General features: G+C 47.1%; 24 protein-coding genes. 21 read left to right on the top strand and 3 right to left on the bottom strand.

What is annotated here, in order from left to right:
- Positions 1 to 48 precede the first annotated feature (48 nt).
- The gene (locus ACSFXJ_RS13395; protein ID WP_435920853.1) at positions 49 to 1,239 is read left to right on the top strand and encodes a pyridoxal phosphate-dependent aminotransferase; all 1,191 of its coding nucleotides are present in this window, start codon (positions 49 to 51) and stop codon (positions 1,237 to 1,239) included.
- Positions 1,240 to 1,277: 38 nt separating this feature from the next.
- Here ACSFXJ_RS13395 and ACSFXJ_RS13390 read toward each other — a convergent pair whose 3' ends face one another.
- Positions 1,278 to 2,669, bottom strand: a complete 1,392-nt coding sequence (locus ACSFXJ_RS13390; protein ID WP_435920852.1) for a PLP-dependent aminotransferase family protein — start codon at positions 2,667 to 2,669, stop codon at positions 1,278 to 1,280.
- A gap of 115 nt (positions 2,670 to 2,784) precedes the next feature.
- Here ACSFXJ_RS13390 and azlC point away from each other — a divergent pair, with 115 nt between their 5' ends.
- The 5 genes from azlC (at position 2,785) to ACSFXJ_RS13365 (ending at position 6,187) form a co-directional block, all read left to right on the top strand.
- The gene (azlC, locus tag ACSFXJ_RS13385) at positions 2,785 to 3,513 is read left to right on the top strand and encodes an azaleucine resistance protein AzlC (RefSeq protein WP_435920851.1); all 729 of its coding nucleotides are present in this window, start codon (positions 2,785 to 2,787) and stop codon (positions 3,511 to 3,513) included.
- A complete protein-coding gene (locus ACSFXJ_RS13380; RefSeq protein WP_435920850.1) occupies positions 3,510 to 3,836 on the top strand; it encodes a branched-chain amino acid transporter permease in 327 nt (108 codons plus the stop codon). The genes azlC and ACSFXJ_RS13380 overlap by 4 nt, the downstream gene beginning before the upstream one ends.
- Before the next feature lie 61 nt (positions 3,837 to 3,897).
- Positions 3,898 to 4,779, top strand: coding sequence for an SPL family radical SAM protein (locus ACSFXJ_RS13375; RefSeq protein ID WP_435920849.1), 882 nt, complete (start codon positions 3,898 to 3,900; stop codon positions 4,777 to 4,779).
- Between the two features lie 73 nt (positions 4,780 to 4,852).
- Complete coding sequence (locus ACSFXJ_RS13370) at positions 4,853 to 5,176, top strand: MazG nucleotide pyrophosphohydrolase domain-containing protein (protein ID WP_435920848.1); 324 nt, start codon at positions 4,853 to 4,855, stop codon at positions 5,174 to 5,176.
- 33 nt (positions 5,177 to 5,209) lie between these two features.
- Positions 5,210 to 6,187: an NAD(P)H-quinone oxidoreductase gene (locus ACSFXJ_RS13365; RefSeq protein WP_435920847.1), complete on the top strand. Its 978-nt coding sequence runs from the start codon at positions 5,210 to 5,212 to the stop codon at positions 6,185 to 6,187.
- Between the two features lie 106 nt (positions 6,188 to 6,293).
- On the opposite strand, the gene ACSFXJ_RS13360 is transcribed toward ACSFXJ_RS13365, so the two are convergent.
- Positions 6,294 to 7,784, bottom strand: a complete 1,491-nt coding sequence (locus ACSFXJ_RS13360) for a glycoside hydrolase family 43 protein (protein ID WP_435920846.1) — start codon at positions 7,782 to 7,784, stop codon at positions 6,294 to 6,296.
- Positions 7,785 to 7,960: 176 nt separating this feature from the next.
- Between ACSFXJ_RS13360 and ACSFXJ_RS13355 the strand changes: the two genes are divergently transcribed.
- The 14 genes from ACSFXJ_RS13355 (at position 7,961) to ACSFXJ_RS13290 (ending at position 21,906) form a co-directional block, all read left to right on the top strand.
- Positions 7,961 to 8,869, top strand: coding sequence for an ArsR/SmtB family transcription factor (locus tag ACSFXJ_RS13355; protein WP_435925759.1), 909 nt, complete (start codon positions 7,961 to 7,963; stop codon positions 8,867 to 8,869).
- A 125-nt stretch (positions 8,870 to 8,994) separates the two neighbouring features.
- Complete coding sequence (locus tag ACSFXJ_RS13350; RefSeq protein ID WP_435920845.1) at positions 8,995 to 9,327, top strand: winged helix-turn-helix transcriptional regulator; 333 nt, start codon at positions 8,995 to 8,997, stop codon at positions 9,325 to 9,327.
- 240 nt (positions 9,328 to 9,567) lie between these two features.
- The gene (locus ACSFXJ_RS13345; RefSeq protein ID WP_435925758.1) at positions 9,568 to 10,296 is read left to right on the top strand and encodes an NAD(P)-dependent oxidoreductase; all 729 of its coding nucleotides are present in this window, start codon (positions 9,568 to 9,570) and stop codon (positions 10,294 to 10,296) included.
- Positions 10,297 to 10,310: 14 nt separating this feature from the next.
- A complete protein-coding gene (locus tag ACSFXJ_RS13340; protein WP_435920844.1) occupies positions 10,311 to 10,769 on the top strand; it encodes a DUF2269 family protein in 459 nt (152 codons plus the stop codon).
- Positions 10,770 to 10,908: 139 nt separating this feature from the next.
- Complete coding sequence (locus ACSFXJ_RS13335; protein ID WP_435920843.1) at positions 10,909 to 12,063, top strand: type III polyketide synthase; 1,155 nt, start codon at positions 10,909 to 10,911, stop codon at positions 12,061 to 12,063.
- A complete protein-coding gene (locus ACSFXJ_RS13330; RefSeq protein ID WP_435920842.1) occupies positions 12,053 to 12,784 on the top strand; it encodes a methyltransferase domain-containing protein in 732 nt (243 codons plus the stop codon). The genes ACSFXJ_RS13335 and ACSFXJ_RS13330 overlap by 11 nt, the downstream gene beginning before the upstream one ends.
- A 5-nt stretch (positions 12,785 to 12,789) precedes the next feature.
- Entirely contained in the window at positions 12,790 to 13,947 is a 1,158-nt protein-coding gene (locus ACSFXJ_RS13325; RefSeq protein ID WP_435920841.1) for an NAD(P)/FAD-dependent oxidoreductase, read from the top strand.
- A gap of 366 nt (positions 13,948 to 14,313) precedes the next feature.
- Positions 14,314 to 14,883 (top strand): PadR family transcriptional regulator, encoded by a 570-nt coding sequence (locus ACSFXJ_RS13320; RefSeq protein WP_435920840.1) that lies wholly within the window; start codon positions 14,314 to 14,316, stop codon positions 14,881 to 14,883.
- On the top strand, positions 14,880 to 15,863 hold the full coding sequence (locus ACSFXJ_RS13315; RefSeq protein WP_435920839.1) for a BtrH N-terminal domain-containing protein: 984 nt from the start codon (positions 14,880 to 14,882) through the stop codon (positions 15,861 to 15,863). Before ACSFXJ_RS13320 ends, ACSFXJ_RS13315 begins: the two co-directional genes overlap by 4 nt.
- A gap of 587 nt (positions 15,864 to 16,450) precedes the next feature.
- Entirely contained in the window at positions 16,451 to 16,906 is a 456-nt protein-coding gene (locus ACSFXJ_RS13310) for a MarR family winged helix-turn-helix transcriptional regulator (RefSeq protein WP_435920838.1), read from the top strand.
- 90 nt (positions 16,907 to 16,996) lie between these two features.
- Complete coding sequence (locus tag ACSFXJ_RS13305) at positions 16,997 to 17,929, top strand: aldo/keto reductase (protein ID WP_435920837.1); 933 nt, start codon at positions 16,997 to 16,999, stop codon at positions 17,927 to 17,929.
- A gap of 452 nt (positions 17,930 to 18,381) precedes the next feature.
- Positions 18,382 to 19,293, top strand: a complete 912-nt coding sequence (locus ACSFXJ_RS13300; protein ID WP_435920836.1) for a tyrosine-type recombinase/integrase — start codon at positions 18,382 to 18,384, stop codon at positions 19,291 to 19,293.
- A 195-nt stretch (positions 19,294 to 19,488) separates the two neighbouring features.
- The gene (locus ACSFXJ_RS13295; protein WP_435920835.1) at positions 19,489 to 19,926 is read left to right on the top strand and encodes a hypothetical protein; all 438 of its coding nucleotides are present in this window, start codon (positions 19,489 to 19,491) and stop codon (positions 19,924 to 19,926) included.
- A 285-nt stretch (positions 19,927 to 20,211) separates the two neighbouring features.
- On the top strand, positions 20,212 to 21,906 hold the full coding sequence (locus ACSFXJ_RS13290) for a M3 family oligoendopeptidase (protein ID WP_435925757.1): 1,695 nt from the start codon (positions 20,212 to 20,214) through the stop codon (positions 21,904 to 21,906).
- A gap of 67 nt (positions 21,907 to 21,973) precedes the next feature.
- Here the strand turns inward: ACSFXJ_RS13290 and ACSFXJ_RS13285 are convergent, their stop codons facing one another.
- Positions 21,974 to 23,917 (bottom strand): Ig-like domain-containing protein, encoded by a 1,944-nt coding sequence (locus tag ACSFXJ_RS13285; protein ID WP_435920834.1) that lies wholly within the window; start codon positions 23,915 to 23,917, stop codon positions 21,974 to 21,976.
- A gap of 324 nt (positions 23,918 to 24,241) precedes the next feature.
- Here ACSFXJ_RS13285 and ACSFXJ_RS13280 point away from each other — a divergent pair, with 324 nt between their 5' ends.
- On the top strand, positions 24,242 to 26,188 hold the full coding sequence (locus ACSFXJ_RS13280) for an ATP-dependent DNA helicase (protein WP_435920833.1): 1,947 nt from the start codon (positions 24,242 to 24,244) through the stop codon (positions 26,186 to 26,188).
- Positions 26,189 to 26,332 lie beyond the last annotated feature (144 nt).

The raw sequence follows: 26,332 nt of genomic DNA, 5'->3' as shown, positions 1-26,332 counted from the left end.
ATATCGTTATCATGGGAAATAAATTCAATGCGGAAAGGATAGGGAAGGATGATTTCAGAAAAATATAAACGTATGCTAGGGCAAAAGTCGGTCATTCGCGAAATTTCCGAGTACGGGACCGAAAAGGCCAAAGAAATCGGTTATGACCAAGTGTTTGATTATAGCCTTGGCAACCCCAGCGTTCCGGTCCCGGAGGACTTCACGAAGCAATTGCTCCGCCTGGCCGAAAGCGAGCATCCGGGGGAGGTTCACGGATATAGCCCAAGTTTGGGAATTACGTCGGTTCGGGAAAAAGTAGCCGCTTCGTTGCAACGGCGCTTTTCGGTGAATTACCGCAAAGAGCATATTTTTATGACATCGGGAGCGGCAGGCGCTCTTGCCCATGCACTCCGAGCCGTCACCACGGATGGGGATGAGGTATTGACGTTTGCTCCGTATTTTCCCGAATATGGGCCTTATGTTAATACAACCGGAGCTGTGCTAAAAATCGTCCCCCCCAACACGGATGATTTTCAAATCCATTTTGCGGAATTCGAAAAGATGATCACGCCTAATCTGGCCGCGGTGCTCATTAATACGCCCAACAACCCTTCCGGCATCGTGTATTCCGAGGAAACCATCGAAAGATTGGCGGAAATCTTACGCGCCAAAGAGAAAGAATACGGACACGACATCTTTTTGATTTCGGACGAGCCTTACCGGGAAATCGTATTTGACGGACAGGAAGCCCCATATATCGCCAAGTATTATGCGAATACCATTACCTGTTACTCGTTCAGTAAATCCTTATCCGTTCCCGGTGAACGGATCGGCTATATCGCGGTGAATCCCGATTGCAAGGAAGCCGAGACCATCGTGAATATATGCGGCCAAATCTCGCGGGGAATCGGCCACAATTGCCCTTCATCCATTATCCAGCTTGCCGTTGCAGAAGTGATCGACCAAGTCAGCGATCTGTCCGTCTACGAGACGAACCGCAATATATTGTACAAAGCGCTGACGGAGTTGGGATTTAGCTGCATCCAGCCCGGCGGTACGTTCTATATGTTTCCGAAAGCCTTGGAAGAAGACGCCGCTGCCTTCTGCAAGAAAGCCCTTAAATACAACTTGCTGCTCGTTCCCGGAGATACGTTCGGATGCCCAGGATATTTCCGCATGGCTTACTGCATACCCACCGAAAAAGTGGAACGTTCCCTGGAAGCTTTCAAACAGTTGGCACAGGAATACGGACTCGTCTAAATATAAAAACAGCTGCGAAAAAGCAGCTGTTTTTATATTTAGAGGTTATCCTTTAAAATCTCCAAGCCTCTTGTTAATTCTTCCAAAGAAGCCGTCGACGACAGCGCAACTCTTAAATAGTTGTCCTTTATTCTGGCTCCGCTTAGAAAACGGTCCGAGTGGTAAACGCGAATCCCTTTATCGAGAAAGTAACTCTCCATGCTCGCGCCGTTCACGTTGCCCGGCAAAGGAAGCCATCGGAACAGGCTCAGCGGATGTCCGGGGTGGGGAACTTGGGGAAACAACTCCGAAAATAGACGGTTCGCAGCCAACGCCAAACGCTTTTTTTCATCGACAATGGCATCCGCTTTACCCGTTAAAATCAGTTCCGTAATGATCTCCGCATCCAACGAAGACGTTTTGACGTTGATATTAAATATCGCATCGATGATCTTTGCTTTGAAGGCATCGCCGAATACGATATACGCGATGCGAAGGCCCGAACAGATCGATTTGGACGTGCTGCAAATATAAACCGTTTGTTCCGGCAGAAGCTGAAACATCGGTTGTCCGTAATCATCGATCATCCCGGAAGACAGAAAGGCATGGATATCGTCTTCTATGACAATCAATTGATGTTTTCGAATGACGTCAGCGAGTTCTTTCTTGCGCTGATTCGGAATCATGACGGTTGTAGGATTCGAACAGGACGGCATCAAAAACACGCCGTGGATGTCCCATTGCCGGCACTGATGATCTAACTCCCCCGGAAGCATGCCATGCTCGTCGCCGGGAATCGGAATCAGCTTAATCCGGAACATTTTCGCGATCTCGATGAAATTCGAGTAGGTGAACGTGTCGACCGCGATCCGTTTCCCAGGTTCAAACAAAGCCAGCAGCGTAATGGTCAAGGCGTTTTGCGCTCCTGAGACGATAGCCGTGTTCTCCGCTTTTGCGTGAATCCCGAATGTCTCCATCCAATTGAGTGCGGCTTTTTTTTGATGCGGAATCCCTGTAGGGTCATTGTAATCAAAAAGCAATTCCAAATAACTTTTCTGCATGACGTTTTTTGCCGCCTCAGCGACGATCATATTGCTGTTTTGCTCAAACGAGCCTACCAATCCTAGGTCGATGCATTCTTCCCGCATTTTATCTTTCGAAATGGTAATGGATCGCGCCGCGTTGGGGGAGACGAATGTACCGCTCCCCGTAACGCCGTATATTAAGCCTTTAAGCTCGCAGTGCTTGTATGCCCGCGTGATGGTCGTTAAGTTGGCATCCAAAAAATCGGCCAGCTCCCTTTGCGGCGGAAGCTTCGTGCCGGGTGCCAAATAGCCGTTAAGGATGTCATGCTCCAGCAACGAGGCGAGCGAAAGATAGAGCGGACGTTTCAACGATTGTTTGTCTGGTTTCCAGGACATAGGGTATTCCATAAAAGAATTGATCGGCATAAATATCCCTCGCAAAAATGTAATCCATACAATTATACCGTTGATTGTATGGTTTTGCACTGTTAAAATGACATGGAATAGAAACGAGAAACCATACTGAGGAGAAACGAGCAACATGACGAACAAAAAAGAGATAAAATTGGCATTCCGAGCGGCTTTTCCGTCCACGATCCCGATTTTGGCGGGTTTTTTATTTTTGGGGATTGCATATGGGATTTTTATGAACGTGTCGGGTTTTGGGGTAGGGTATGCTTTCTTTATGAGCCTGCTCATCTTTGCCGGGTCGATGGAATTTGTATCCGTCAATCTGCTGTTGGGGGCGTTTAATCCGTTAGGTGCACTATTCCTTGCTTTAATGGTGAACGCGCGCCATCTTTTTTACGGAATATCGATGCTGGAAAAGTACCGGGGAACCGGCTTGAAAAAATACTATCTGATTTTTGGCCTTTGCGATGAAACGTTCTCCATCAATTACGGGGCAAATATCCCGCAAGGCGTGAATAAAGGGTGGTACATGTTCTTTGTGACCGTGCTGAATCACATTTATTGGGTAGCGGGGGCAACGTTAGGCGGATTGCTCGGTTCGGTGGTAAGCATCAACTTGGAGGGAATCGAGTTTGTAATGACCGCGCTTTTTGTCGTCATCTTTATTGAACAATGGATGAAGGAATCCAAGCACCACAGCGCGTTGCTGGGGGTAGGACTATCGCTGGTGTGCCTATTTATTTTTAAAGGCGATAATTTCATCATTCCATCCATGATCCTGATTCTTTTGGTACTGACGTTGATGAGAAATCCACTCGAGAAAAATAAAGGGCAAGAAGGGGAACGTGCAATCCAATGACTCTACTACAGCAAATTATTACCATCGCCATGGTCGTCGTGGGAACGATGTTGACAAGATTTCTACCGTTTCTTATTTTTCCGGCGGATCGGCCTGCACCAAGTTATGTGCAATATCTCGGCAAAGTGTTACCCTCGGCATCCATAGGTTTATTGGTCGTTTATAGTATAAAGGATGCGAATTTCGTTGCCGGGAACCATGGATTGCCCGAATTGATTTCCATCGGCATCGTTGCGATCCTTCATTTTTGGAAAAAGAATATGCTGTTATCGATCGTAAGCGGTACTGTAGCGTATATGGTTTTGATTCAACTTGTTTTTTGAGGCCCGGTTTGCGATAAAATAACTACAGCCAACATTTCAAACGATGGGAGGACAGGTTCGAATGCCCGCAGAGATTAAAGAGATTTTATCGAAAAAAATACTCAGTGAAGCATCGGGGTATTTGAACATCGGATTCACCCATTCCTTAAATCCGTATAGCGGCTGCGCATTTTCCTGCAAGTACTGTTACGTGAGGGAAATGCCGATTCAAAAGTTCAAAGACGTTTCCTGGGGAGAATGGGTGGACGTCAAAATCAATGCGGCCGAAAATTACCGGAAAGAAGTCGTCAACCTGCGTAGAAAAAACAAACCGGTTCATATTTTCATGTCATCGGCCACGGATCCGTATCAACCTATAGAACGTGAAGCCGAAATCACCCGGCGGATCCTGGAAGAAATGATCGACCATCCGCCCGACCTGCTGCAAATCCAGACGCGGAGTCCGCTTGTGCAAAGGGATCTGGATTTGCTGGTCGTTTTAAAAGAGAGATGCAAAGTGCTGGTCTCCATGACGATTGAAACGGACCGTGAGGATATGAAACGAATCTTTGCTCCCGTCGCCCCCGGAATCAAGCAGCGATTGAAAGCGCTAAGAGCGGCGCATGATGCCGGTATATTTACTCAGGCCGCCATTTCTCCCGTGCTTCCGTTCACGCCTGACTTCCCGAAGGTGTTGGAGGGGATTGTCGACCGGATCTGGATCGATACGCTGAATATCGGGGACGGCTCCCTGGGAAAACGTTCGGAACGATTAGGGATGCCCGAGCTATTCGAAACCCATGGGCTGTCGGATTGGTATCGAAAGGATATCCATCTTAAAGTTGAAAAGTATTTTAAGAAGTTTTTCCCGAGCGAAATGATCCGGGTATCAAAGAACGAAGCTTATCCGACAATGAAAAGTATGCAAAATCGCCGTAAGGACGGCGGGGCAAAAACCTGTTAGTAAACACGCAACATTTAGCATGTGTAAAGGATAGAATACCAATAATTTATGCGGTTAAATGAGGAGAAATCAGATGGAATTCAACGAGTTTCAAAAATGGGTAAAAGATTTTTATGAACAACGGCAATGGTCGGATTATGGTCCTTTTATAAGGCTTGGTTTCTTAACGGAGGAAGTCGGAGAAGTTTCAAGAGCCGTTCGGGCCATTGAAATCGGGAGGGATCGTCCCAATGAACCGGAGCGGGTGCGTAATGAATTAGAGCAAGAACTGATTGAAGAACTTGGCGATGTTCTGGGGAACATTATACTGTTGGCAAACATGTACGAGGTTTCGTTGGAACAAGTCGCGGAGGCGCATAAGGATAAACTTTTGAAGCGCTACGGGAAAGAAGATTAAATAAGCGGAAGCCTTTAAAACGGGGGTAAACGTATGAAGGGAATTGTCGTAAACCGTTCGGAAGGGGCGGAGGAGCTTCGGCTAGCGGAAATAGAGCCTCCAAAGCCCCGGCGGGGAGAACTGCTTGTTAAGGTAAGCGCCGCCGCCGTCAATCGCACCGATATCGCTCACCGGAAAGGGGCAATCGCATATGCGGCCAGTCCTGTATTAGGGGTAGAAATCGCAGGTACCGTTGTGGAAGCCGTGGAAGGCAGTTCTTTTTCCGTCGGAGACAGAGTCATGGGGTTGGTAAACGGAGGAGGCTATGCCGAGTATGCCGCTATGCCGGCGGATCGGGCCATGCATATCCCGGATGGATTATCTTTTGCGGAAGCCGCAGCCATCCCCGAGGTGTTTTTAACAGCTTATCAGACCTTGTTTTGGATCGCTAGGTTGCAGGAACGAGAGTCGGTTCTGATTCACGCGGGCGCAAGCGGCGTGGGGACGGCCGCCATTCAGCTTGCCAAAAAGCTGCGCGGCGCGAAAGTCATCGTGACGGCCGGTTCCCGGGACAAGCTTGATTTCTGCACAAAGCTCGGTGCGGATACCGCTATTCATCATAAGGAACAGTCCTTTGACGAAGAGGTGCTGAAAGCGACCGGCGGACGCGGCGTGGACGTGATTTTGGATTTTATAGGAGCCTCTTATTGGGAAAAGAACTTCAACAGCATTGCCTCCGAAGGCAGATGGGTGCTGATCGGAAATTTGGGAGGCAATTTCGTCGAACGAATCGATCTGTTGCAGTTGATGTCGAAGTATGTCCAATTAACCGGAACGCTCCTGACCCCCCGAAGCGATGATTACAAAGCCCGGCTGACCGCTGATTTTGTCCGTGACGTGATCCCTTTGTTTGATAAAAGGGAAATCTCCCCGATCATCGACTCCGTTTATCCGATTTCAGTAGCGGAAGAGGCGCATCAGCGCATGATCAGCAATCAAAATACGGGTAAAATCATATTGGAATGGAACTGAAGCGAGGGACAATGAGTTGGAGAAGGGAATCGTAAAAGAAAATATCCGTCATAAAAAAATCTCCGCTCGCAGTCGAGCAGAGATTTTTTGTTTTTTACGGAAGTCCTTATTGATACTCGCACAAAAATTTTGAAAACTCGACTTGAGAGCCTTGACCATATGCATATAGACCGATGACTACGCCAGTAAAGCCGCCCGCAACCTCGGAGGAAAGGTATCTTGATTGGGCCGATCCTAAGTGAATCTCGTTGCCATCTTTTTTAAGGAAGAAGTTATAGCGTTCAGGATTTGCCCGTATAACCAGGGTAGCTTGATTGAGATCTCCCAGGTCGATTTCATTTTCGACGGATTTAATATCGCCGATATTGAGGCGTTCGATCACCTTATAACCGTTTTCGCCTTTAAGCACGGCTAAATCATAATGATGATGTTCATCCATATATAACGTGATGCCGGCCTCTCCCTGCGCAAGGCTTACATCGCATGAAATGACCGCGTCGAAGTCTTTTTGACGGATGCCGATAAAGGTTGGCGTGCCCGGTTGATCCAGCGAGACATCAGTCCCTTGAAGAGTGAGTTTATTTTGCTCTAAAAGATAGTTCTGTTCAAGGGGATGTCTGAGGTAGCACCAATCCTTATCCCATTCCGTATTTTCAAAAGTATATGATTTTTTTTCGACTTGAACGACGCTCTCCGGAATTCGATCGGTTTCAAAAGCCAATAGGGTGGTACCATTATGGCCTGCCGTAAACCAGCCGTCCTCGTCGAAAGTGACGGGGGTCAGAAAGACTTCGCGTCCAAGGTGATGGTATGTCAGCCATTGGCCAGTTTGCCGGAAGCCGAGATGGAAAAGCCACCAATTTCCCTGATTGTCCTGAACCAGATCGGCATGCCCAACGCCCTGAAGCTGATAGCCGCCTAAATTCCGGTTCGTCAAAACCGGGTTATGAGGATAAGGTTCGAACGGACCGGTCACGGAAGCCCCTCGCGCATATGTTTCCATATGACCATATTCGGTACCGCCTTCGGCAGCCAGCAGATAATACATGCCGTTAATTTTATACATATGAGGGCTTTCCAGATAACGGCCCCCGGATCCTTGCCAGATCGTACGGCTTGGCGTCAGCTTCATACCGGTTTCGATCTCGATTTCGCACTGAACGATCCCCGGAACGCCAATATCGTCGGAGCCGTTGCTCATGAAATACGTTTTATCATTTTCAAAATACAAGTCCGGATCAATGCCGCCCTGATCCACGTAAATCGGTTCGGACCATTCTCCATAAATATCGTCCGTCCACACATAGAAATTTTGACGGGTCGTGTCGTTTGTAGTCGTCATGTAGAAGCGCCCGTTATGGTGACGAAGGGTAGGGGCAAAGACCCCTCCCGAGCTGGTGACCGTTTCGAGCTGAACCTGGCTTTTTCTCGTCAGACAATGACCAATTTGCTTCCAGTTCAATAAATCTTTGCTTTCGAAAATCGGTACGCTAGGGAAGAATTGAAATGAGCTGCAGATCAAATAGTAGGTATCGTCGACTTTGCAAACGCTTGGATCCGGATAGAATCCCTTAATGACCGGGTTATTGTATTTCATTTCTCCACCTCTTTAGTAAATTCACATTTATAGAATTTTAAATTGTGTTTGTCCGCTAAGAAAATTAAACACCAATGCCAGGTATCTTTCAATATGATTAGGGTTGCCTATTCGCCAATTATCCACTAAATTAATATAAATGTGATTTCAATGAGAATGAAGGTGTTAATATGGACATGATCAAAGCAAACGGGGAACCCCAATATATGGCCTTATATGAAGCGCTGGCCAGCGAAGTCAGATGGAGAATTATGGGCTTGCTCGCCGATCAAGATATGAGCGTAAAGGAATTAGCGGAGAGGTTAGAGCTCAGTCCCTCTATCGTGACCATGCATGTAAGAAAACTTGAAATAGCCGAACTTATCGGGAGCCGCAGGATCCGACGAAACGGAGGGACGCACAAAATGTGTTTTCTCAAACAGCAATCCGTCGAAATCGAACTCCCGTCGGCCGCCAGAAGCGATAAGATCAAAGAGCAAACCATCTCGGTCGGTCATTATACCGCTTTTGATGTACATCCTACTTGCGGGCTCGGCACGCTGGAAAAGGAAATCGGGGTTTGGGACGATCCTCGGTATTTTCTTGATCCCGAGCGGGTTCAAGCTTCCATACTTTGGTTCGGGAAGGGGTATGTGGAGTACAAAACGCCGAACTATCTCCTTCCCGGTCAAACCGTCCGCGCCATCGAAATATCGATGGAAATCGCTTCAGAAGCGCCAGGGTTGAGAGATCATTGGCCGTCGGATATTACCTTCACGTTTAACGGCATCCGGCTTGGCACTTGGACAAGTCCGGCCGATTTCGGACGAGCCGCGCGCGGCAAATATACACCGAAGTGGTGGCATCGAAATGTGAACCAATACGGATTATTGAAGACCATTCGTATTGACGATACGGGGACTTATATGGATGGAGAGCGGATGTCGGACGTGAAAATCGAGAATAGCAAACTGGACGAACCCTTTTGGACGCTTCGTTTCGCGGTTGAAGAGCAGGCCGTTCATGTAGGCGGATTTACGCTTTACGGATCCGGGTTCGGCAATCATGACCAGGATATCGTGATCCGGGTATTTCTCAATGACTAGGAGTTTATTTACCATGTCGACACGATTAGTTTCATTGTTTGACTTGATTGTAGAGCTATCGTAAAATTTGGATATGTTAAATTTTAGGTAGTGCACTTACTTATAAGTAAGGGGATGATTCATCCATGATTCATCAGCGCGAATGTCCAATCGAGACACTCATTCATGTTTTAAACGGCAAATGGAAACCCATGATTTTATGGCACTTGATTGAATCCACAAAGAGATTCAACGATCTGGAAAAGCTTATACCCGATGTTTCGCAAAAAATGCTCTCCCAACATCTTCGGGAATTGGAACGTGAAGGCATCGTTGATAGAACGGTTTACCCAACTGTCCCTCCAAAAGTAGAATATTCCCTTAGTGAATACGGTAAGACTTTGATTCCTGTAGCGGAAGTCATGTGCGCTTGGGGAGAAAAGCATAATAAACGGAAATATGAAGAATCTGCCTCATAAAGCTGCCTCAATGAACTTGTACACGAATTCAATAAACTCAAAACAAAAGCTGCCGGGCGACTCCCTGGCAGCTTTTGTTTAGCATTATCTTTCCTGTCGACAACCTAAATCCCTTGTCATGCTTACTTTTAAGTAAGTACCCAACTTAAAAGTGCGTTCTTAACATCATTTTAAAGCGATGCTAAGCTTGAATTAACCAAATGTTGGAGTCCATACAAATAGGAGGAAAGAACAAAGAAAATCATTGTTTTTGGTGCGACGGGGAATACGGGGAAAAGAGTGTTGGAACAAGGGGTAAAAATGGGACATGAAATGACTGCATTTGTGCGAAATTCAGAGAAGCTTTTTGGCCAACTAGGTGAGCATTCCGTAAAGCATGTGAAGGTGATCGTGGATGATATGATGAACCCGGTGAGCGTCGGTGAGGCGCTCGCGCATCAAGACGCCGCCATTATTGCAGCCGGCCATGCGGGGCAGGGAGAAGAATTTGTTCATTTGGTCGATAACATCGTAAGCCAGTGTGAATTCCAACCTAGTTTTTCCGGGCGGGTATGGATGATGGGAGGAGCCGGACTGCTGGATATTCCATATACGAATCTTATCGGCAACAATTTACCCGGCTTCCCGCCTGAATATAGAAACCACAACCTGAATTTCGAAAGATTACAACAGACTGAGCTCGATTGGTCCATAATGTGCCCGGGAACCATGATGGATTTGATCGAGCATACGGAATCCGTTCATTTACATGTAACAACGGAAACCTTGCCTGTTCCGATGCCGGAGACGGTCAAGGACTATTCCGAGGCGGAGATAGCCGGTCACTTATTCAGCCGATTTCAAGAGTTGAACGTGGCTTATGATGATGTCGTTATGTGTATGTTGGACCATATGGAGCTCGGAGGTCCGTTTAAAAGAAAAAGGGTTGGCCTAGCCTATCAAAGCAATAGCAGTATTACGGCGCGCTAAGGAGAAGGGGGATCATGGGTTTGTTTAGTTTACTGATTGTTTTGCATATCTTGGCTTCGATGGCCATTATTGGACCCGCTTTTGTAATGCCCATTATTCGAAGATCCGCTAGAAACGTCGGCCAATTGCACTTTGCTTTTGATTTAACGACCAAGCTTGCCATCATCCCTAAAATTGGCGGAGTCGTACTTATTTTAACCGGAGTTTGGCTTATGATCATTAACAAGATGGGATTGTCCCAAATGTGGCTGAATGTATCGATCCTTCTATCACTGCTCATGGTCTTCGTGATCGACGGATGGATCGAACCGCGTATGAAAAAGATCATAAAGATCATACCTGAAATTCAAGACCAGGGGAGTGGAATACCCACCGAGTTCGGACAACTGATAAAAAAGATTACACCGATCGAGACGGCAGCACAACTGCTGATGATTGCCATATTGTTGCTTATGGTCGTTAAGCCATTTTGAAAAAGTCGACAACCCAGTCCGAGTCGGGCTGGGTTTTGTCATGTTCATTAGTTGGGCAAGCTGATGAGAACGGCTTTGGAATGATATGGAGTGTCGTTGATTTGAAGCCGCTAACGTATATGAAGGAGGTAATGATGCTATGCCAGCTGTAAAACCAATGATTGCTATCATAGGAATCGGTACCGCGTTGCCGCCTCATCGCATGGACCAGGCTGATACGGCACGTCGGATTGTTGACGGGCTTAGCGGAAATCCGGATTCTGGCCGTTGGGCCAGAAGGATATTTAAGCAATGCGGAGTCGAAACCCGTTATACATGCGAGCCTGAGCTGCTAAAAGAAGCCTCGGCATGCCGTTATTTGCCGCAAGAAGATCGTTCGAAAGTACCGTCGACGACAGAACGGATGGCGGTCTATAAGCGGGAATCCGTCCCCCTCGCTTTAACTGCCGCGAGAGCGGCTTTAGCGGATGCAAAGATGGATGCCGAGCAAATCACACACCTGATCACGGTCAGCTGTACCGGGCAATTCCTGCCGGGCATCGATGCGGCCTTGATTCGCGAGCTTGGGCTTGCGCCTTCGGTCATGCGAATCCCGCTCACTTTCATCGGATGCGCAGCCGGGATGAAGGCGATCTGTTTGTCGAAGCAGCTGGTGTCCGGCGATCCGATGGCAAACGTGTTGATTGTGTGCGTGGAATTGTGCACTCTACATATCCAGCCTTCCGAGGATCGGGAAGCTTTGTTCGGCGCTTCTTTCTTCGGAGATGGAGCTTCGGCTTGCGTCGTCGGTGCGGCAGCCTCGGAACAAAAGCATGTTTATCAGCTTGGTGATGTTCGTTCGGTGCTGCTGCCTGAAAGTGCCGATGAAATGATTTGGGAGATCGGTAATGATGGGTTTGACTTATATCTGTCCCCGAATATTCCGAAATTGATAGGCAATCATGTTCCGGCCGAAGTAGCGTATCTCGGTGTTGACGAGCCTCCCGAATTATGGGCGATTCATCCGGGAGGCAAGGGTATTGTTGAAGCGCTGCAATCGAAGTACGGTCTGAGGGATGAACAGGTTGAGCCAAGTCTCGGTGTCCTGCGAGAAATTGGTAATGTGTCCTCCGCAACGATTTTGTTCGTCATGAAGAAAATGAGGGAACAACTGCAGGAGCGAGGTACGGAGCGGGCATCCGGACTTGCGTTAGCCTTCGGTCCAGGTTTGACGGCGGAGATGATCCAAATTACTTATGTTGCTTCCAATGTGCCATCCGAGCGCAGTAAGGAGAAAACGGAATATGTTTCCTAAGCTGCGTCAGCGGGCGTCTGCGGCTGAACTCATGGATGATTTCACTAATGGTGGTGAGGAGCTACGTGAGGCATTACGGGAGCTTCGCCGATTGAATCGGCTGTTTGCGGCAAGCGCGCCGACGCTGTATGGAATAAAGCAATTGTGGAAGGAGGCGGGCAAACCGAAACGGTTATCCATTACAGACATCGGTGCAGGATCAGGCGATGTGAATCGACGTGTTCTGCAGTGGGCATCGAGGCAAGGCGTTACCTTGAAAATTACGTTGGTCGATTTGACAGAAGAAGCTTGCGCGGAAGCGCGACAATTGTATCTGGATGAGCCGCGCGTTCAGGTCATACGCGGAAATTTGTTTTCGCTCCCTGAGGCGATAACGGATATCGTGACTGGAACACAGTTTCTGCATCATTTTTCGGAGGAAGAGCTCCCCCATGCGATTGCAAGCATGCTTCGGGCGGCCCGGCTCGGCGTTGTCGTTAATGATATCCATCGGCACTGGATCGCTTGGGCTGCGGTATGGCTTGCAACCCGGGCTATTTCATCGAACAGGTATATTTTGAATGACGGCCCATTGTCCGTGGCGAAAGGCTTCCGCTCTCAGGATTGGAAGCGTCTTAAGCAGGTATTGGGGGTCAATCAGATGTTGTATTCCTGGAGGCCATTGTTTCGTTATGCCGTCGTAATCGGCAAGCCTGATTCATATTTAAACGGACGGGGCTGATCGATTTGGAGCATTCTGTAGATGTTATCGTACTCGGGGGAGGTATCGCGGGAAGCTGTATGGCTAAGGTACTCGCGGATCGCCAGTGGGAGACGGCCATGATTGACCGGCGGACTTTCCCGCGTCATAAGGTATGCGGTGAATTCCTCTCGCCAGAAGCCCGGAGCACGTTGCAAGCTCTAGGATTAACCGATACGCTCGAGTCTCTTTGTCCGGCGCGGATTGAACGGGCAAGGCTCATCTTCGGGCAGGGCGGTGAAATTGAGCTTCCGATCCCTGGTGCGGCCTGGGGACTTAGCCGATATAGGATGGATGAGGCGTTGCATACAGCCGCGATGAAGTCTGGAGCTCATCTGCACCTATCGACCACGGTAACTGAAATTGAGCAGCATGGATCAGGTTACACCGTTCGAACGAAGTACGGAAGCAATACGAACCTGTTCCATGCCAGGGCTGTCATTGCGGCTTGGGGAACAAATTCGCGGGTTGTGAATGCAGGACATCGCCCGGATGCAACCGGTTTGGGCCGGCAAGCCTATATTGGCGTTAAAACCCATTATGCCGGTGTAAGGATGGAACCGGTGATCGAAATGTATTTTTTCCAAGGTGGATATTTAGGATTGTGTCCGGTGGAGGATGGCAGTGTGAATGCAGCGGCGCTATTGAACCGCAGCGAATTTGTGAAGACGGGCAAATCGGTGTTGTCTATTCTGGAAGCGGCGATGCGACGCAACCGGAGACTGGCCGAGCGGCTTGCAACCGCTGTGCCGGTCCAAAAAACGCAAGCTGCTATTGCTCCCGTCTATCTCCAGCATAAGCCTTCGCCATGGAACGGTCTTCCTCGAATTGGCGATGCTGCCGCGGTGATCGCTCCGCTGTGCGGTGACGGGATGTCTATGGCGACGCGCTCGGCTGCCTTATGCGCTCCGCTCGTCGACCATTTTTTGCGGGGAAGCATTTCTTTACTGGAATGGGAGCAACGCTATTCGCAAGCGATCCGGCAAGAATTCGCCGGCCCATTAAAATGGGGCAGCCTGCTGCAATGGCTTATGAATAAGCCTGTCGTTCATCAGCTCCTGCCAAGCGCGGCCCGATGGACGCCTATGCTGGCAAACGGTTTATTTCGAGCGACAAGATTGAAGCCGTTGAGACCGATGGAATAAAAAACAGAGGCACAACACAATATCGGAGTTATCAGGCTGTCGAACAATTCTCGGCAGCCTTTTTCGTCTAGGTTTAAATCCCTTGACGACAAAGTAGGGTATTGTGGCCATGCATTTTGATCAGGTTCTTCATTGTCAGAAGGAACATTTTGATATTCCGCATCAGAACCTTGCTGCGATCCATACTCTGCAAAATATCTTTGAGATGCGGAAACGAAAGCTGCCGTGTTTTTAACATGGAAAGAAGGGGAAGATTAAGTATCGACAAGGCAAAGTTTTACACCACATTTCATTAAATAATTCAATTGACCGTAATATTACACCGATGTAATATTACGGTATAGAATAACTTTGGAAGGATATGTTATGGAAATCACGAACGTTGAATTTATGCTTTTACAGATTATCTATGAACGGAAGGAAGTTTCCGGTTATGAAATCAATCAATTAATAAATGAACGAGGCTACAGGGAGTGGGGAGATATGGGGACTACTTCTATTTATGTCGGTTTGAAAAAATTAAATAACAAGCAACTCGTTCATTCTTATTTAGATACAACCAAACAGGGCAAAGGGCCGATGCCAAGGAAATTTGAAGTAACAAGTCAGGGTGTGGAAGTATTAAAACAGACGACTCTGGACTATTTATCATCTTCACGTGAAAGAGATCATCGATTTGATTTAGCGCTTGCAGGCATTCCATGCTTAACCACTGATGAAGTTGTGACGGCTCTTCAAAAGAGAAATGCATTCCTTTCTCAAGTTGCTAACAACATTAATGCAAAGTTTGTATCACAAGGTGGAGTAAAGCTACCTATGCACGTACAAGCATTATTCAAACATCCTCTTTTGCTGATTACACATGAAATTGAGTTTACGGAAATGTTAATCAAGGATTTATTGAAGAAGAATGATGATAGGAGGATGGATGTATGATCATAAAGAATTTTTCTCCTTTTTCCGGTGAACACTGCGAAACAACTGCTACCGGAACCTTGCTGAAAAGCTTAGGAATCGAAATGTCCGAGGCGATGTTGTTTGGAATTGGCGAAGGGCTGGGCTTTATCTATTGGGATATGAAAAATATGGCCTTTCCGTTTATCGGGGGAAGGATAAAACCGGATCTTCTTACCCGTAATATCGTCAATAACTTAAATCTTCATTTGGAAGTGAAAGAGACTTCATCCCTTAAAAAAGCATGGGAAAATGTGAAAGAGAACATAGATCAAGGAAGTATAGTAGGGTTGAAGCTTGACAGTTATCACCTGGATTACTTCACAAACAAGGTGCATTTTGCAGGTCATTATGTGGCCATGTACGGATATGACGATAGTTATGCTTACTTAGTAGATACCAATCAACAGGGGGGAATGGTAAAAACAAGTCTTGATAATTTAGCGCTGGCCAGAAACGAAAAAGGTCAAATGTCTTCAAATAATTTATCTTACATAATCAAGAAAGGAGAGAAGGTACCCCATCTTAAGGATGTTATTACAAAAGCAATCAAAAATAACGCAATTGATTATATTCATCCACCCATAAAAAATTTGGGCTATAAAGGCATTATGAAAACAAGTGTGGAGATTAATAAGTGGTTTGAAAGAAGCGGAAATATCGAAGATGACCTGGTGCTAACAGCTACTTTAATGGAGCGTGGGGGAACCGGAGGCTCTCTATTTAGAAATATGTACAGAGATTTCTTAGAAGAGTGTTTAAATCTATTTGATGATGCTTCTCTTCAAAATGCATATCATCTCTTTTCCGAAATTGCTCCGATGTGGGAGGAAGTATCTAAGCTTATCAAAAAAGCTGGAGAAACTCAGGAACTACGATTTTTAAACCAGGCTTCAGAGATTCTGTTGGAATTAGCAAGCAAAGAATATGAAGCAATGAATCAACTTACAAAGATGAGGTGAGAGTTGCTGGAAGAGGAAAGAGGTCGAGGAACAAGAACATGTTCCGATTACTGATTAGAAGGCACCCGTAAACACTGATCACGGCGAAATGCTGAACCATACTGATGGATATATGACAGCTTGGTTTATGTATTGGCTGAAAGGCGATAAGCAAGCGGGAAATGCATTTTTTGGTGACGACGCCGAGATCCTTATAAATACGAACTGGCAGGACGTAGCAAAAAATCGCTGAATACACGATAACGGGAAATGTTAGTTGATTTCAATATAGAGCTGTTACCGGTAGGTAGCTGCTCTTTTTTGTTAAGCTAATAGGCAGGTTAGTTGAAGTAAACACCCGCTTCCTTAGGGTAGGCGGATTTCATCTTTATGAAGGCTGCTATCTCTCATGAAGGCGCCATTGTTAATAATCGACTTTTTCAGCTATCTTACCACCTAAGACCATCTCAAGTTTTCCGAAAACCTTTTGCCGACACGTCGTACCCAATATATGCTCGAATAAAGGCCATCGGCTGGGTGTTTAAAAAATGGTGTTGACTAGGAATTGTTTGTAGTGTAAACTTTCTGCCATAGAAGAGGTGTTAACTTTGAAAAATATATTAAATCCAGTCGAACCTGAATATGTCATGGATGCAATCAAAGCCTTTGAACAGATGATGGTGGGCAATGACTTCAGTGTTTTAGCAAAAATAGCCAGGGTTTCCCAAGGAGAAAATTTTGTGCTTAAAATCCTGCTTAGAAGTGAGCGTCCTGTTTCACCGACATATCTTAGCGAGACAATGAATACCACTAAGGGCCGCATATCATCGATTCTTAAAACACTTGAGAAAAAGGGGGCGATTGAGCGAGAAATTGATAAAGAAAATCGCAGAAACATTCTTGTAACGATCACAGATGCCGGAAAAGAACATATCATGTCGGAAATGGATTCTGTTTATAACATGATGGTAGGTGCATTTAAAAGTCTGGGAGAAGAAGAAACCAAAGAAGTAGTAAGGCTTATTCAAAAGCTAGTATCTGCTATGACTGAGAATGATAATTAGAGAGTATCTAATGCAGGGAAACCTGCATTAAAAAATATATAATAGTATACAGTGTAAAATGTAAACACTAAAAATCAAAGGAGATTCATGATGTCAAATTTGAATGGAAACACAAATCGACCGGGCGGAATTTATAATCTTGGAGGAATTGAAGTAGCAAGAGTGGGCTATGGAACCATGCAGCTTCCCAAAGTAAAAGAAGCAGCCGATGCAAAAGCTGTTTTAAGAAAAGCTTATGAGCTTGGCGTAAATCATTTTGATACAGCAGAATTCTACGGAAACGGCATTGCTAATCGTTATCTTGCAGAGGAATTGGGCAAAGAGAAGGATGCCGTATTTGTAACGAAGATCGGTGCAAAACCGACCAAAAGAGGACCAGTACCGATGCTTCCGGCTCAGCGTCCGGAAGAATTACGTCAGCACATACTGGATAATCTTCGAAGCCTGAAGAAAGATCATCTGGATATTGTAAATTTCAGACGTATAGCGCCGGGTACATTTCCTTTGAAACCAAGCCAAAAGGTGAATTTTGACGATCAAATGGCAGAGCTAATTGCTATAAGAGACGAGGGATTGATCGGTGCAATAGGTTTAAGTTCGGTGAGTTTCGAAGAACTTAAGAAGGCATTACCCGCAGGAATTGTCTGTGTACAAAATCTATATAACCTTACTTCGCGCAGTCAGGAATCTATTCTTGAATTGTGTAAAAAGGAAGGAATCGCTTGGGTTCCATTTTTTCCCCTTGGAGGAGGACTTCCCGGTTCAGCAAAAGTTACTGCCGATCCTGTAGTACAAGAGGTTGCAAAAGAGATGCGCGTTTCACCGGTACAGGTTGGCTTAGCTTGGTTATTGCAACATGCTGACAATACTCTAATCATCCCCGGCACAACTTCAATCAGGCATCTTGAGCAAAATATTGCTGTAGGTGGTATTTCCTTTGATGAAAAAACAATGAATAGGCTGGATACTGTCAAAGCAGCTAAGGGATTTGGAGCCATAGTAAATAAGTTTATGAGTCGCTAAGAAATAGCAATCTGGATTTAGAAGTGTGATGAGCTATGAAAAGAGGTAAAAGAATGTTCTTATCTATTGTAGTGGCATTCATCATAATTATCATATGAGAAGGCGCGATGAAACCGGAACATAAACAAACCGGTCGAAGTCTTGCTATGGTTTGACCAATTTTCATAGGTTTAAGAAAGCCCCATCTTTCCAAAGATGAGGGCTTTTTGTTTTTGCGAGAAATCCCGGCTAGGTGAAGGAGGGGATAAAATTTCATCTTCCTCATTTAGCACTGTTCCCTTCGGGGAACATACGTGCTATAATAAGTGCGCCAAACACGTATTTTGCGCACTTTCGTTTTTAAGCGATTTGTTTTGAAGAAGACGGGTAGTTTTATGGTTTAAAATTGTATAAAAATGCTAGAAATCCGGATAATTTTGTTAAACTAATCATGGTTACGAGGGATTACATCGATGAATAAACATTACATAGAAGAAGTCTATTCGGAGCCGATCCAGGCATTTACGATTTGGATGAAGCAGTCCGGTTATACCGAAGCCACGAGAAAAGAGTATATGAGAGAGATCTATGATTACTTATATTCGCTGGAAGAGCTTCCGGTTCAACAGGCAGGGAAATTAAATGTCGTCAGTTTTCTGGTTTCCAAGCAGTCATCGGCCGGCGATAAAACGAGAAATCGGACTTTATCCGCGCTTCGTTCGTTTTACGCCTCGTTGATCGATTTTGAGCTGGCCACAAGAAATCCCGCTTTAGAGGTCAAGAAATCCAAAACGGAGAAAAATAAGATGCCGGTTTATCTGGAGGAGCAGGATCTCAAAAAGCTGCTAACCTATGTAGATGGACGTTACCGGAATCGGAATTTGGCGATTTTTCTGCTTATGGGATACTGCGGTTTGCGGGTAGGTGAAGTTCACAGACTAAATCTGTCTCATTTCAAAAAAGAAAAGGGAACGCTCGAAGTGTTGGGCAAGGGCCGGAAGTGGAATGAAGTTCCGCTGCCTGAATTGGTTGTGGAGTATCTCGTAAAAGTAGGGGAGGAGCGCATTCAACCTTATAGTGCCAAGGAAGAGGCCTTCTTCGTATCCCAAAAAGGGAGAAGGTTATCGATTCGTCAGATTCAAAAAATCACGACCGAGGTTTTCGAGGCATTCAAACAGGATCATCCCCAGATGACCGATATGAAATTATCCTGTCATAAGCTTCGACATTCCTTTGCGACGATGCTGCTGAATCACAATGTGGATATCCGTGTCGTCAAAGAACTTTTGGGGCATGCATCGATTGAAACAACGATGATTTATACGCATATTAATGACGAGCAGAAACGGAGCGCCATGACGACAATAGAAGTACCGAACCTTTGATGCTTTTTACAATTTTGCCCAAAAGAGAAACTTAAGAAACGATTTGATATTAAAGTTTACATAATATTGAATATGTTAATTAATATGATTGGATATCAGATTCCACCCATGCGCCCAAAATAGACTTTCGCAGGTACCATAGGCGATTACCCACCATACTATGTTGCTAAATAACCGGAACAAAGGAGAATTCCCATGAGAATTCCCATGGTTCAGTACAATTACAATCCATTAGGTTACGCCCCTTATGGTTTCGATTACGGGTATGGTCAATTTGTGTATCCTCAAAACGGGTTCCTCCCCGAAACAGCCGAGCTTACAGGGAGTACGGCACGCCAGCATGTTTTGGGTGTCGAATGGCATGAACAAGAAGGCGGTTGGAAAGGGCTCTGGAGGCGGAGAGGGAACAGTCATATTTTCGATGCAAGGTGGACAATGAATGGTGCACAAAATATTACGGCGGTATTGACGATCAATAGATCCGGCAACAATGTCCAGGTTTTAAGCAGAAACAGCAGCGATGGTCATCGTTACGAATATACCGGTACGATCGCTTCAGACGGCAAAACCGTTACGGGCACCTACACTAGCACTCAAGGCGGGGGATCCTGGAGAGCCACAATCACATTTTAAAAGGACCGAAGGGCTGCTCAAAAGAGCAGTCCTTTGCATTTTTCGTAATTAGAATTTCCGAATTGTCATCGAAAAAGGGAATTTAGTATAATGATGATTAACTGCTGACAAAGATTTCCTTCAAGAGTTTAAACACCCGGAGGCGAACAAGCCTGCCCATGGAAGGAGGCTGAGAAATAGCCTTGCCCTTAACGGATTAAGGATTTGCCTTATCACATCATGTCTCAGGAACGTTCGATATCGTTATTGTTAAGAACTTTTTTTGTGAGAGGTCAGGTGAACATGATGAAATTCAACGAGTACGTCTATGAACGCCCGGATGTCGATGCTTTCGGGAACAAGTTCAAAGACCTGTTGAACGGCTTTACGTCTGCTGCTACATATGAAGAGCAAGATCTGGCGATGACGGAAATCAACAAGCTGCGGAGCAAGTTTGATACCCTGCAGCAAATCGTCAGCATTCGGCATTCGATCGACACCAACGACGAATTCTATAAAGAGGAACAGGATTTCTTTGACGAAAAGGGTCCGATCGTTCAGGAGTATATCACTGAATACTATCGGGCACTCGTTGGCTCCAAGTTCCGCGAAGAATTGGAGAATAAATGGGGAAGGCAGCTATTCCGCCTTGCCGAGCTTTCGCTGAAAACCTTCAGTCCCGAGGTCATTGAAGATCTCCAGCAGGAGAACAAGCTGACGACCGAATATGCGAAGCTTATCGCCTCGGCAAAAATTCCGTTCGAAGGCGAGGAGCGGACATTATCCCAGTTGGTTCCGTTTCAGCAATCTACGGATCGGGACATGCGAAAACGCGCCATGGAAGCCTTCAGCGGTTTTATGTCCGAAAATGAGGAAACTCTCGACCGCATTTATGATGATCTGGTCAAAATCAGAACGAACATCGCGAAAAAGCTCGGCTTCGAAAATTTCGTGGAGCTTGGCTATGCACGGATGGCTCGGACGGATTACAATGCCGACATGGTGGCCCAATTCCGGAACCAGGTGCTTGAGTATATCGTTCCTGTCGCTACCAAACTGAGGGAGCGTCAAAAGAACCGGATCGGCGTGGATAAACTGCTCTACTACGATGAGAATTTCGCCTTCAAATCGGGCAACGCAACGCCCAAAGGAGATCCGGAATGGATTGTCGGGAACGGGGCGAAGATGTATTCGGAGCTTTCGAAGGAAACTAGCGAATTTTTCGCTTTCATGCAGGAGAACGGCCTTATGGATCTCGTGGCAAAAAAAGGCAAGCAGAGCGGCGGTTACTGCACTTACATTAGCGAGTATAAGGCACCGTTTATATTTTCGAATTTTAACGGAACGTCCGGAGATATTGATGTACTGACACACGAAGCCGGCCATGCCTTCCAGGTGTATGAAAGCCGGAGTTTTGAAGTACCGGAGTACGGTTTTCCGACTTACGAGGCTTGCGAAATCCACTCCATGAGCATGGAGTTCTTCACTTGGCCTTGGATGGATCTTTTTTTCAAGGAGGAGGCCGATAAATATCGCTTCGACCATTTGGCAAGCGCACTTCTATTTATCCCTTACGGCGTAACCGTCGATGAATTCCAGCATTTTGTCTATGAAAATCCGGATGCCACCCCGGCGGAGCGCAAGCAAGCATGGAGGGAGATTGAACGTAAGTATTTGCCTCACCGCGACTATGCGGATAACGAATACCTGGAGCGAGGCGGCTTCTGGCAAAAACAGAGCCATATCTTTAATACTCCGTTCTATTATATCGATTATACGTTGGCACAGATTTGCGCATTTCAGTTTTGGAAGAAGATGCACGAAAATCGGGAAGCAGCCTGGGACCAATATTTGCATCTATGCCGTCAAGGCGGCAGCCAATCGTTCACCGAACTTGTGAAGGTGGCCGGATTGATTTCGCCGTTTGAGGAAGGTTGCGTCACGTCGGTTATCGGCAGTATCGAAGAATGGCTGAATCGCGTAGATGACGCCGCTCTATAATTGAAAATGGAAAAGCCGCCATATCGGCGGCTTTTTCCTGCTTTTCGGGAAATTTGGATTCTCTCGCTCAGTTATGGGCTTCAGGTTCCGGGTGAGGGTTTGCTGAATCGTCGACATCAGGCACCTCAGGTGCTTCGAATAACGGCGTCTCCTGCTCAACGCTCAACCCGGGAGTCCCCGGTATCTGCGGCTGTTGTTCATCGGCCAGCCCTGGCGGCACAAAAGGGTTTACGACAAGCAAACTTGCCGTGAAGGTTTGTCCCTTATAATTTGCCGTTACTAGGGTAAGCCCTCGCTTTAAACCGGTAATCATACCGTGATTGTCAATCTCCGCAATTTCGGGATCGGCAATCGTAAACCGGGTCTCATCGTTCACAACAGAAGTGTTCCCCGACGCATCCGTGAAAAGGGCTTGGATATCCAATTCACTACCGACCGACAATGAATAATCTTCGGAATCGAGGTAAAAGCGTCCAGGGGTTTCTGTCGGAACATCGGTTACCGTGACCGGCAGACTCGCGGTATATCCGCCGAATTCAGCGATGATTTCCGTCGTTCCGGGAGCCAAGCCGGTAACGACTCCTTTGGTATTCACGGTAGCTACCTCCTGATTGAGAGAGATAAGGACCGATTGGTTCGTGACTTCCGCCGTCGATCCATCGGTATATACGGCCTCAACGACACTGGTCTTAAGCTCTCCGATGCCAAGCTCTTGTGCCGGGTCCGTAAAGCGGATCCGTGTCAATTGTACCGGAGGCGTTTCCTGTCCTTCCCCCGAAACTTTGATGAGCTGCATCCGAGATAGGTCGTTTATTTTAATTTGCCCCGCCATAAGGAAGCCGCCATCCTCCGTTACCGTGCCTTTGCCCGCCGAAGTAAGCCCGGGCCCTTCAAATCGCAGATTTGCCGTAACTTCGCCATCCTCGTTCAATCGGTAGATTTGGTATTGACGATGAGTATTCGGATAGCTGCCGGTCGAATGGGATCCTATAAGTGCGTATCCGTCGGAAGTGACCGATAGCTGGTTCAAAATGAAAGATCCATCTTCGGGTGTAAACGTTTTTTCCCAAATGGTATTTCCGCTGGTATCCGCTTTAAGCACAAACACCGCTTGCTGCCCGTCTTTGCGCATAGTCCCGGCAATCATATAGTTTCCGTCTTGCGTCAATTGCGCCGAGTATGCGGTACGTCCGCTTTTGGGGATGAGCTGCTGTTTTTCCCATTCAATTTCTCCGTCGTGATCGAGCTTGATGATGAGGGAGGCGTCGTAATCGGAGCTCATGACATCGTCAACTCTTCCCACCGCCAAAAATCCGCCGTCCGGCGTATTCAACACTTCATTAAAGAACTGATTTTCGCCAAATCGATATCTTTTAAACCAAACCTGGTTTCCTGCTTCATCCACTTTCAACAGGAAGGCAGAAGCTACGCCCGCAACATTGGCGCTGTAGCCGGTCACGACAAATCCGCCATCCGGGGTTTCCACTGCGCTTTCGGCATTATGGTTTCCGCCGGGAAAATCGTCGTAAGCACCGGCCCATTCGATATTCCCCAGGTTGTCCAACTTGGCCAAATAGGGAACCGTTGCCGGCCTAGACGTTCTGTCCGTCGTCGTTCCGCTGACGAAATAGCCTCCATCCCCGGTAGGAATAACATGGAGGGCCGAAACGCCTTCTTTAGAGTCATCATCGGGAGCGATTTGCAGCGTTTGTTCCCACTGAATAGTGCCGTTTTCATCCACTTTGACGATATAGCCTTTTTGTTCGGTCCAATAACCGGAGGGACTTTCCTCGATGATGTTTCCTGCTGCGACGTAACCTCCGTCGGGGGCCGCGTTGACCGAATTTCCCTTGGAATATGCGGCATTGTTTCCGTACGTGGAACTCCATTCCACATTCGGCGTGAGCGGTTGCCCGGAAGTTGCGGATGCCTGACTCGAACCGGGCCATGCGGTCCAAGCGATCAGGCAGCTTAAGGTGATTGCAGTTAGTCTTTTCGTCATTGACGACATCGGCATTTCTCCTCTCAATATGATTTCTCAAGGAACATTACCCCATTTTATTATCAAGGAAGACAGGTGGGGGAGATATCCCGCAAAACTCTCATTTCATATATTTGGAAAAATAGGCTAATGGTAGCGATTGTTTTCGGGTGGACACTACACAAATGGGGATTAAGCACGGGGAGGGTTATCCGAATTTCCTATAAGAAGCGGGGAGAAAAAGAGGCATACAGGTTGTAATTGCGCTTGAAGCATGTGATAATGGGATGTTCATTGCAAGTAGATGACTTGTAACAAAAGATGTTGAAATGGAAAGCTGAGGTATTGTAAAACGTGGAACCATACCCATTTACATATGATCCTGCCATGCCTTTTATTCAGCAAGCGGCTGACTGGGTGGCGGATGTATTTTACGAGCTGCTTCCGGAAGCGGGCTTTGAGGTTCGGGACGAGCAGATCTATATGGCGTTTCAATTGGAAAAGGCTTTCGCCGACAAAAAGACGATTTTTGCCGAAGCCGGCGTAGGCACGGGCAAAACGCTGGTCTATCTTTTATATGCCGTATGTTATGCGCGTTATACGCGAAAGCCCGCTGTGATTGCCTGCGCGGACGAATCCTTGATCGAGCAGTTGGTTAAGCCGGAAGGCGATGTCGCGAAGCTGGCCCGGCATTTGGATCTGGTCATCGACGCGCGGCTCGGGAAATCGCCGGATCAGTATATTTGCCTAAAAAAACTGGATCAGGCAAGGGTTGAGGGCGATGAAAGCATGAAATGGGAAGAAATTTCGGCGGGATTGCCGGGGTTCGTATATTCCTCTGCGCCGATGCAAAACTTTCACGCTTACGGCGACCGGCGGAATTATCCGCAGCTTAACGACGAAGAATGGAAAAAAATCAGCTGGGATCCCTTCCAGGACTGCTTCACCTGCGACCGCCGCCACCGCTGCGGGCAGACGCTGTCGCGGGATCATTACCGGCGCGCCGCCGACATCATCATTTGCTCCCATGATTATTACCTGGAGCATGTTTGGACGTACGAAGGCCGCAAACGCGAAGGACAGCTGCCTTTGCTGCCGGAGCATTCCTCCGTCGTGTTTGACGAAGGGCATTTGCTTGAGTCGGCCGCAATGAAGGCGCTAGGCTACAAAATGAAGCATACCGTATTTGAGGAACTGATCACGCGCCTATTGCAGAATGAAATCCGCGAGTCGCTAGCCGTTTTAATCGACGATGCGATCTCGCAAAGCGAAGCGATGTTTGACGCGTTCGGACAGAACAGCCGCGCCATACCGGGTTCAGAGCGGAAGGAAATTCTGTTGAACGATAAATTGCTTGGCGAAGTAATCCGCTTTCGAGAGCTGTTGACGGCGATTGAAGAAGAACTCGTATTCGAAAGCGAGCTGTACACGCTGGACGTCTATCAACTCCGAATCGTAGAGGAGCATTTGGACATGATGCAGAAGGCGCTGATGTTGTTTGGACATTCGGGAACGAAATTGATCTGTTGGGTGGAAGACAGTCCGGAGGGGATCATGCTCTCGATCATGCCCGGTACCGTAAAAGATGTGCTGAAAACGCATGTGTTCGGTCTTCGTATGCCGATCGTGTTTTCCTCTGCCACCATGTCGGTGAACGGTTCGTTTCATTACCTTGCCGACAGCCTCGGCATCGAGAATTTCCTGTCCTTTTCGGTCGCATCGCCTTACGCGTATCCGCAACAGATGGAGGTTCTGGCTCCGCCATGGAATCTTGCCGACGGCTTTGAAGGCAAAATGAAGGAAGCGGTGCGGCTTTTGCGGCAAACCGGCGGCAGGGCGTTGATTCTTTTCCGGACGCGCGAGGAACTGCGTCAATTTAGGCAACTGGCGCAAACCGAGCCTGAACTGGCCGGATTGTCGTTTTACTTTGAAGGCGACGGAGAAATCAGCCACTTGATTTCAGCATTCCAACGCGAAGAAGAAAGCGTCCTCTGTGCGGTTAGTTTATGGGAAGGCCTTGACGTTCCAGGGCCGTCGTTGTCAAGCGTCATCATCTGGTCGCTGCCTTTTCCGCCGCATGATCCTGTATTTAACGCCAAACGAAAAACAGCCGCCGATCCGTTCTTGGAAGTGGACATGCCATACATGCTGCTTCGGCTTCGTCAGGGTATCGGCCGACTCATCCGTTCGCGTGATGACCGCGGTATAGTCGCGATGCTGGGGGAAGAACTGCGGACGAATCCGGAAGTCAAATGTAAAGTGTTGTCCGTGCTTCCGGAGGGTGTGGAAATACGGTCATGAAGCGCATGCAGATCAAAGCCGCCAAACTGGCGGTTTTTTTTTTGTAACAAAACACAATCGCTCTTCTCGCCACAGGAATATTTTTCTTGTCTATTTTTCGATCGAATATTGGTATGGTAGAGGGTAGCCATAAAGAAGAGGTGA

Source organism: Paenibacillus salivarius, assembly GCF_051307165.1.
In the GTDB taxonomy this organism is placed as follows: Bacteria; Bacillota; Bacilli; order Paenibacillales; family Paenibacillaceae; genus Fontibacillus.
The sequence above is the reverse complement of the archived record's forward strand: the minus strand, read 5'-3'. Positions and strand labels throughout refer to the sequence as shown.

Bases quoted from the DNA above. Each gene is read 5' to 3' on its own strand.
- ACSFXJ_RS13335 (WP_435920843.1), top strand. From the start codon at position 10,909: ATGCCAGCTGTAAAACCAATGATTGCTATCATAGGAATCGGTACCGCG.
- ACSFXJ_RS13390 (WP_435920852.1), bottom strand. From the start codon at position 2,669: ATGCCGATCAATTCTTTTATGGAATACCCTATGTCCTGGAAACCAGAC.
- ACSFXJ_RS13320 (WP_435920840.1), top strand. From the start codon at position 14,314: ATGGAAATCACGAACGTTGAATTTATGCTTTTACAGATTATCTATGAA.
- ACSFXJ_RS13305 (WP_435920837.1), top strand. From the start codon at position 16,997: ATGTCAAATTTGAATGGAAACACAAATCGACCGGGCGGAATTTATAAT.
- ACSFXJ_RS13365 (WP_435920847.1), top strand. From the start codon at position 5,210: ATGAAGGGAATTGTCGTAAACCGTTCGGAAGGGGCGGAGGAGCTTCGG.
- ACSFXJ_RS13350 (WP_435920845.1), top strand. From the start codon at position 8,995: ATGATTCATCAGCGCGAATGTCCAATCGAGACACTCATTCATGTTTTA.
- ACSFXJ_RS13340 (WP_435920844.1), top strand. From the start codon at position 10,311: ATGGGTTTGTTTAGTTTACTGATTGTTTTGCATATCTTGGCTTCGATG.
- ACSFXJ_RS13355 (WP_435925759.1), top strand. From the start codon at position 7,961: ATGATCAAAGCAAACGGGGAACCCCAATATATGGCCTTATATGAAGCG.
- ACSFXJ_RS13285 (WP_435920834.1), bottom strand. From the start codon at position 23,917: ATGTCGTCAATGACGAAAAGACTAACTGCAATCACCTTAAGCTGCCTG.
- azlC (WP_435920851.1), top strand. From the start codon at position 2,785: ATGACGAACAAAAAAGAGATAAAATTGGCATTCCGAGCGGCTTTTCCG.
- ACSFXJ_RS13300 (WP_435920836.1), top strand. From the start codon at position 18,382: ATGAATAAACATTACATAGAAGAAGTCTATTCGGAGCCGATCCAGGCA.
- ACSFXJ_RS13375 (WP_435920849.1), top strand. From the start codon at position 3,898: ATGCCCGCAGAGATTAAAGAGATTTTATCGAAAAAAATACTCAGTGAA.
- ACSFXJ_RS13360 (WP_435920846.1), bottom strand. From the start codon at position 7,784: ATGAAATACAATAACCCGGTCATTAAGGGATTCTATCCGGATCCAAGC.
- ACSFXJ_RS13370 (WP_435920848.1), top strand. From the start codon at position 4,853: ATGGAATTCAACGAGTTTCAAAAATGGGTAAAAGATTTTTATGAACAA.
- ACSFXJ_RS13380 (WP_435920850.1), top strand. From the start codon at position 3,510: ATGACTCTACTACAGCAAATTATTACCATCGCCATGGTCGTCGTGGGA.
- ACSFXJ_RS13315 (WP_435920839.1), top strand. From the start codon at position 14,880: ATGATCATAAAGAATTTTTCTCCTTTTTCCGGTGAACACTGCGAAACA.
- ACSFXJ_RS13330 (WP_435920842.1), top strand. From the start codon at position 12,053: ATGTTTCCTAAGCTGCGTCAGCGGGCGTCTGCGGCTGAACTCATGGAT.
- ACSFXJ_RS13395 (WP_435920853.1), top strand. From the start codon at position 49: ATGATTTCAGAAAAATATAAACGTATGCTAGGGCAAAAGTCGGTCATT.
- ACSFXJ_RS13295 (WP_435920835.1), top strand. From the start codon at position 19,489: ATGAGAATTCCCATGGTTCAGTACAATTACAATCCATTAGGTTACGCC.
- ACSFXJ_RS13290 (WP_435925757.1), top strand. From the start codon at position 20,212: ATGAAATTCAACGAGTACGTCTATGAACGCCCGGATGTCGATGCTTTC.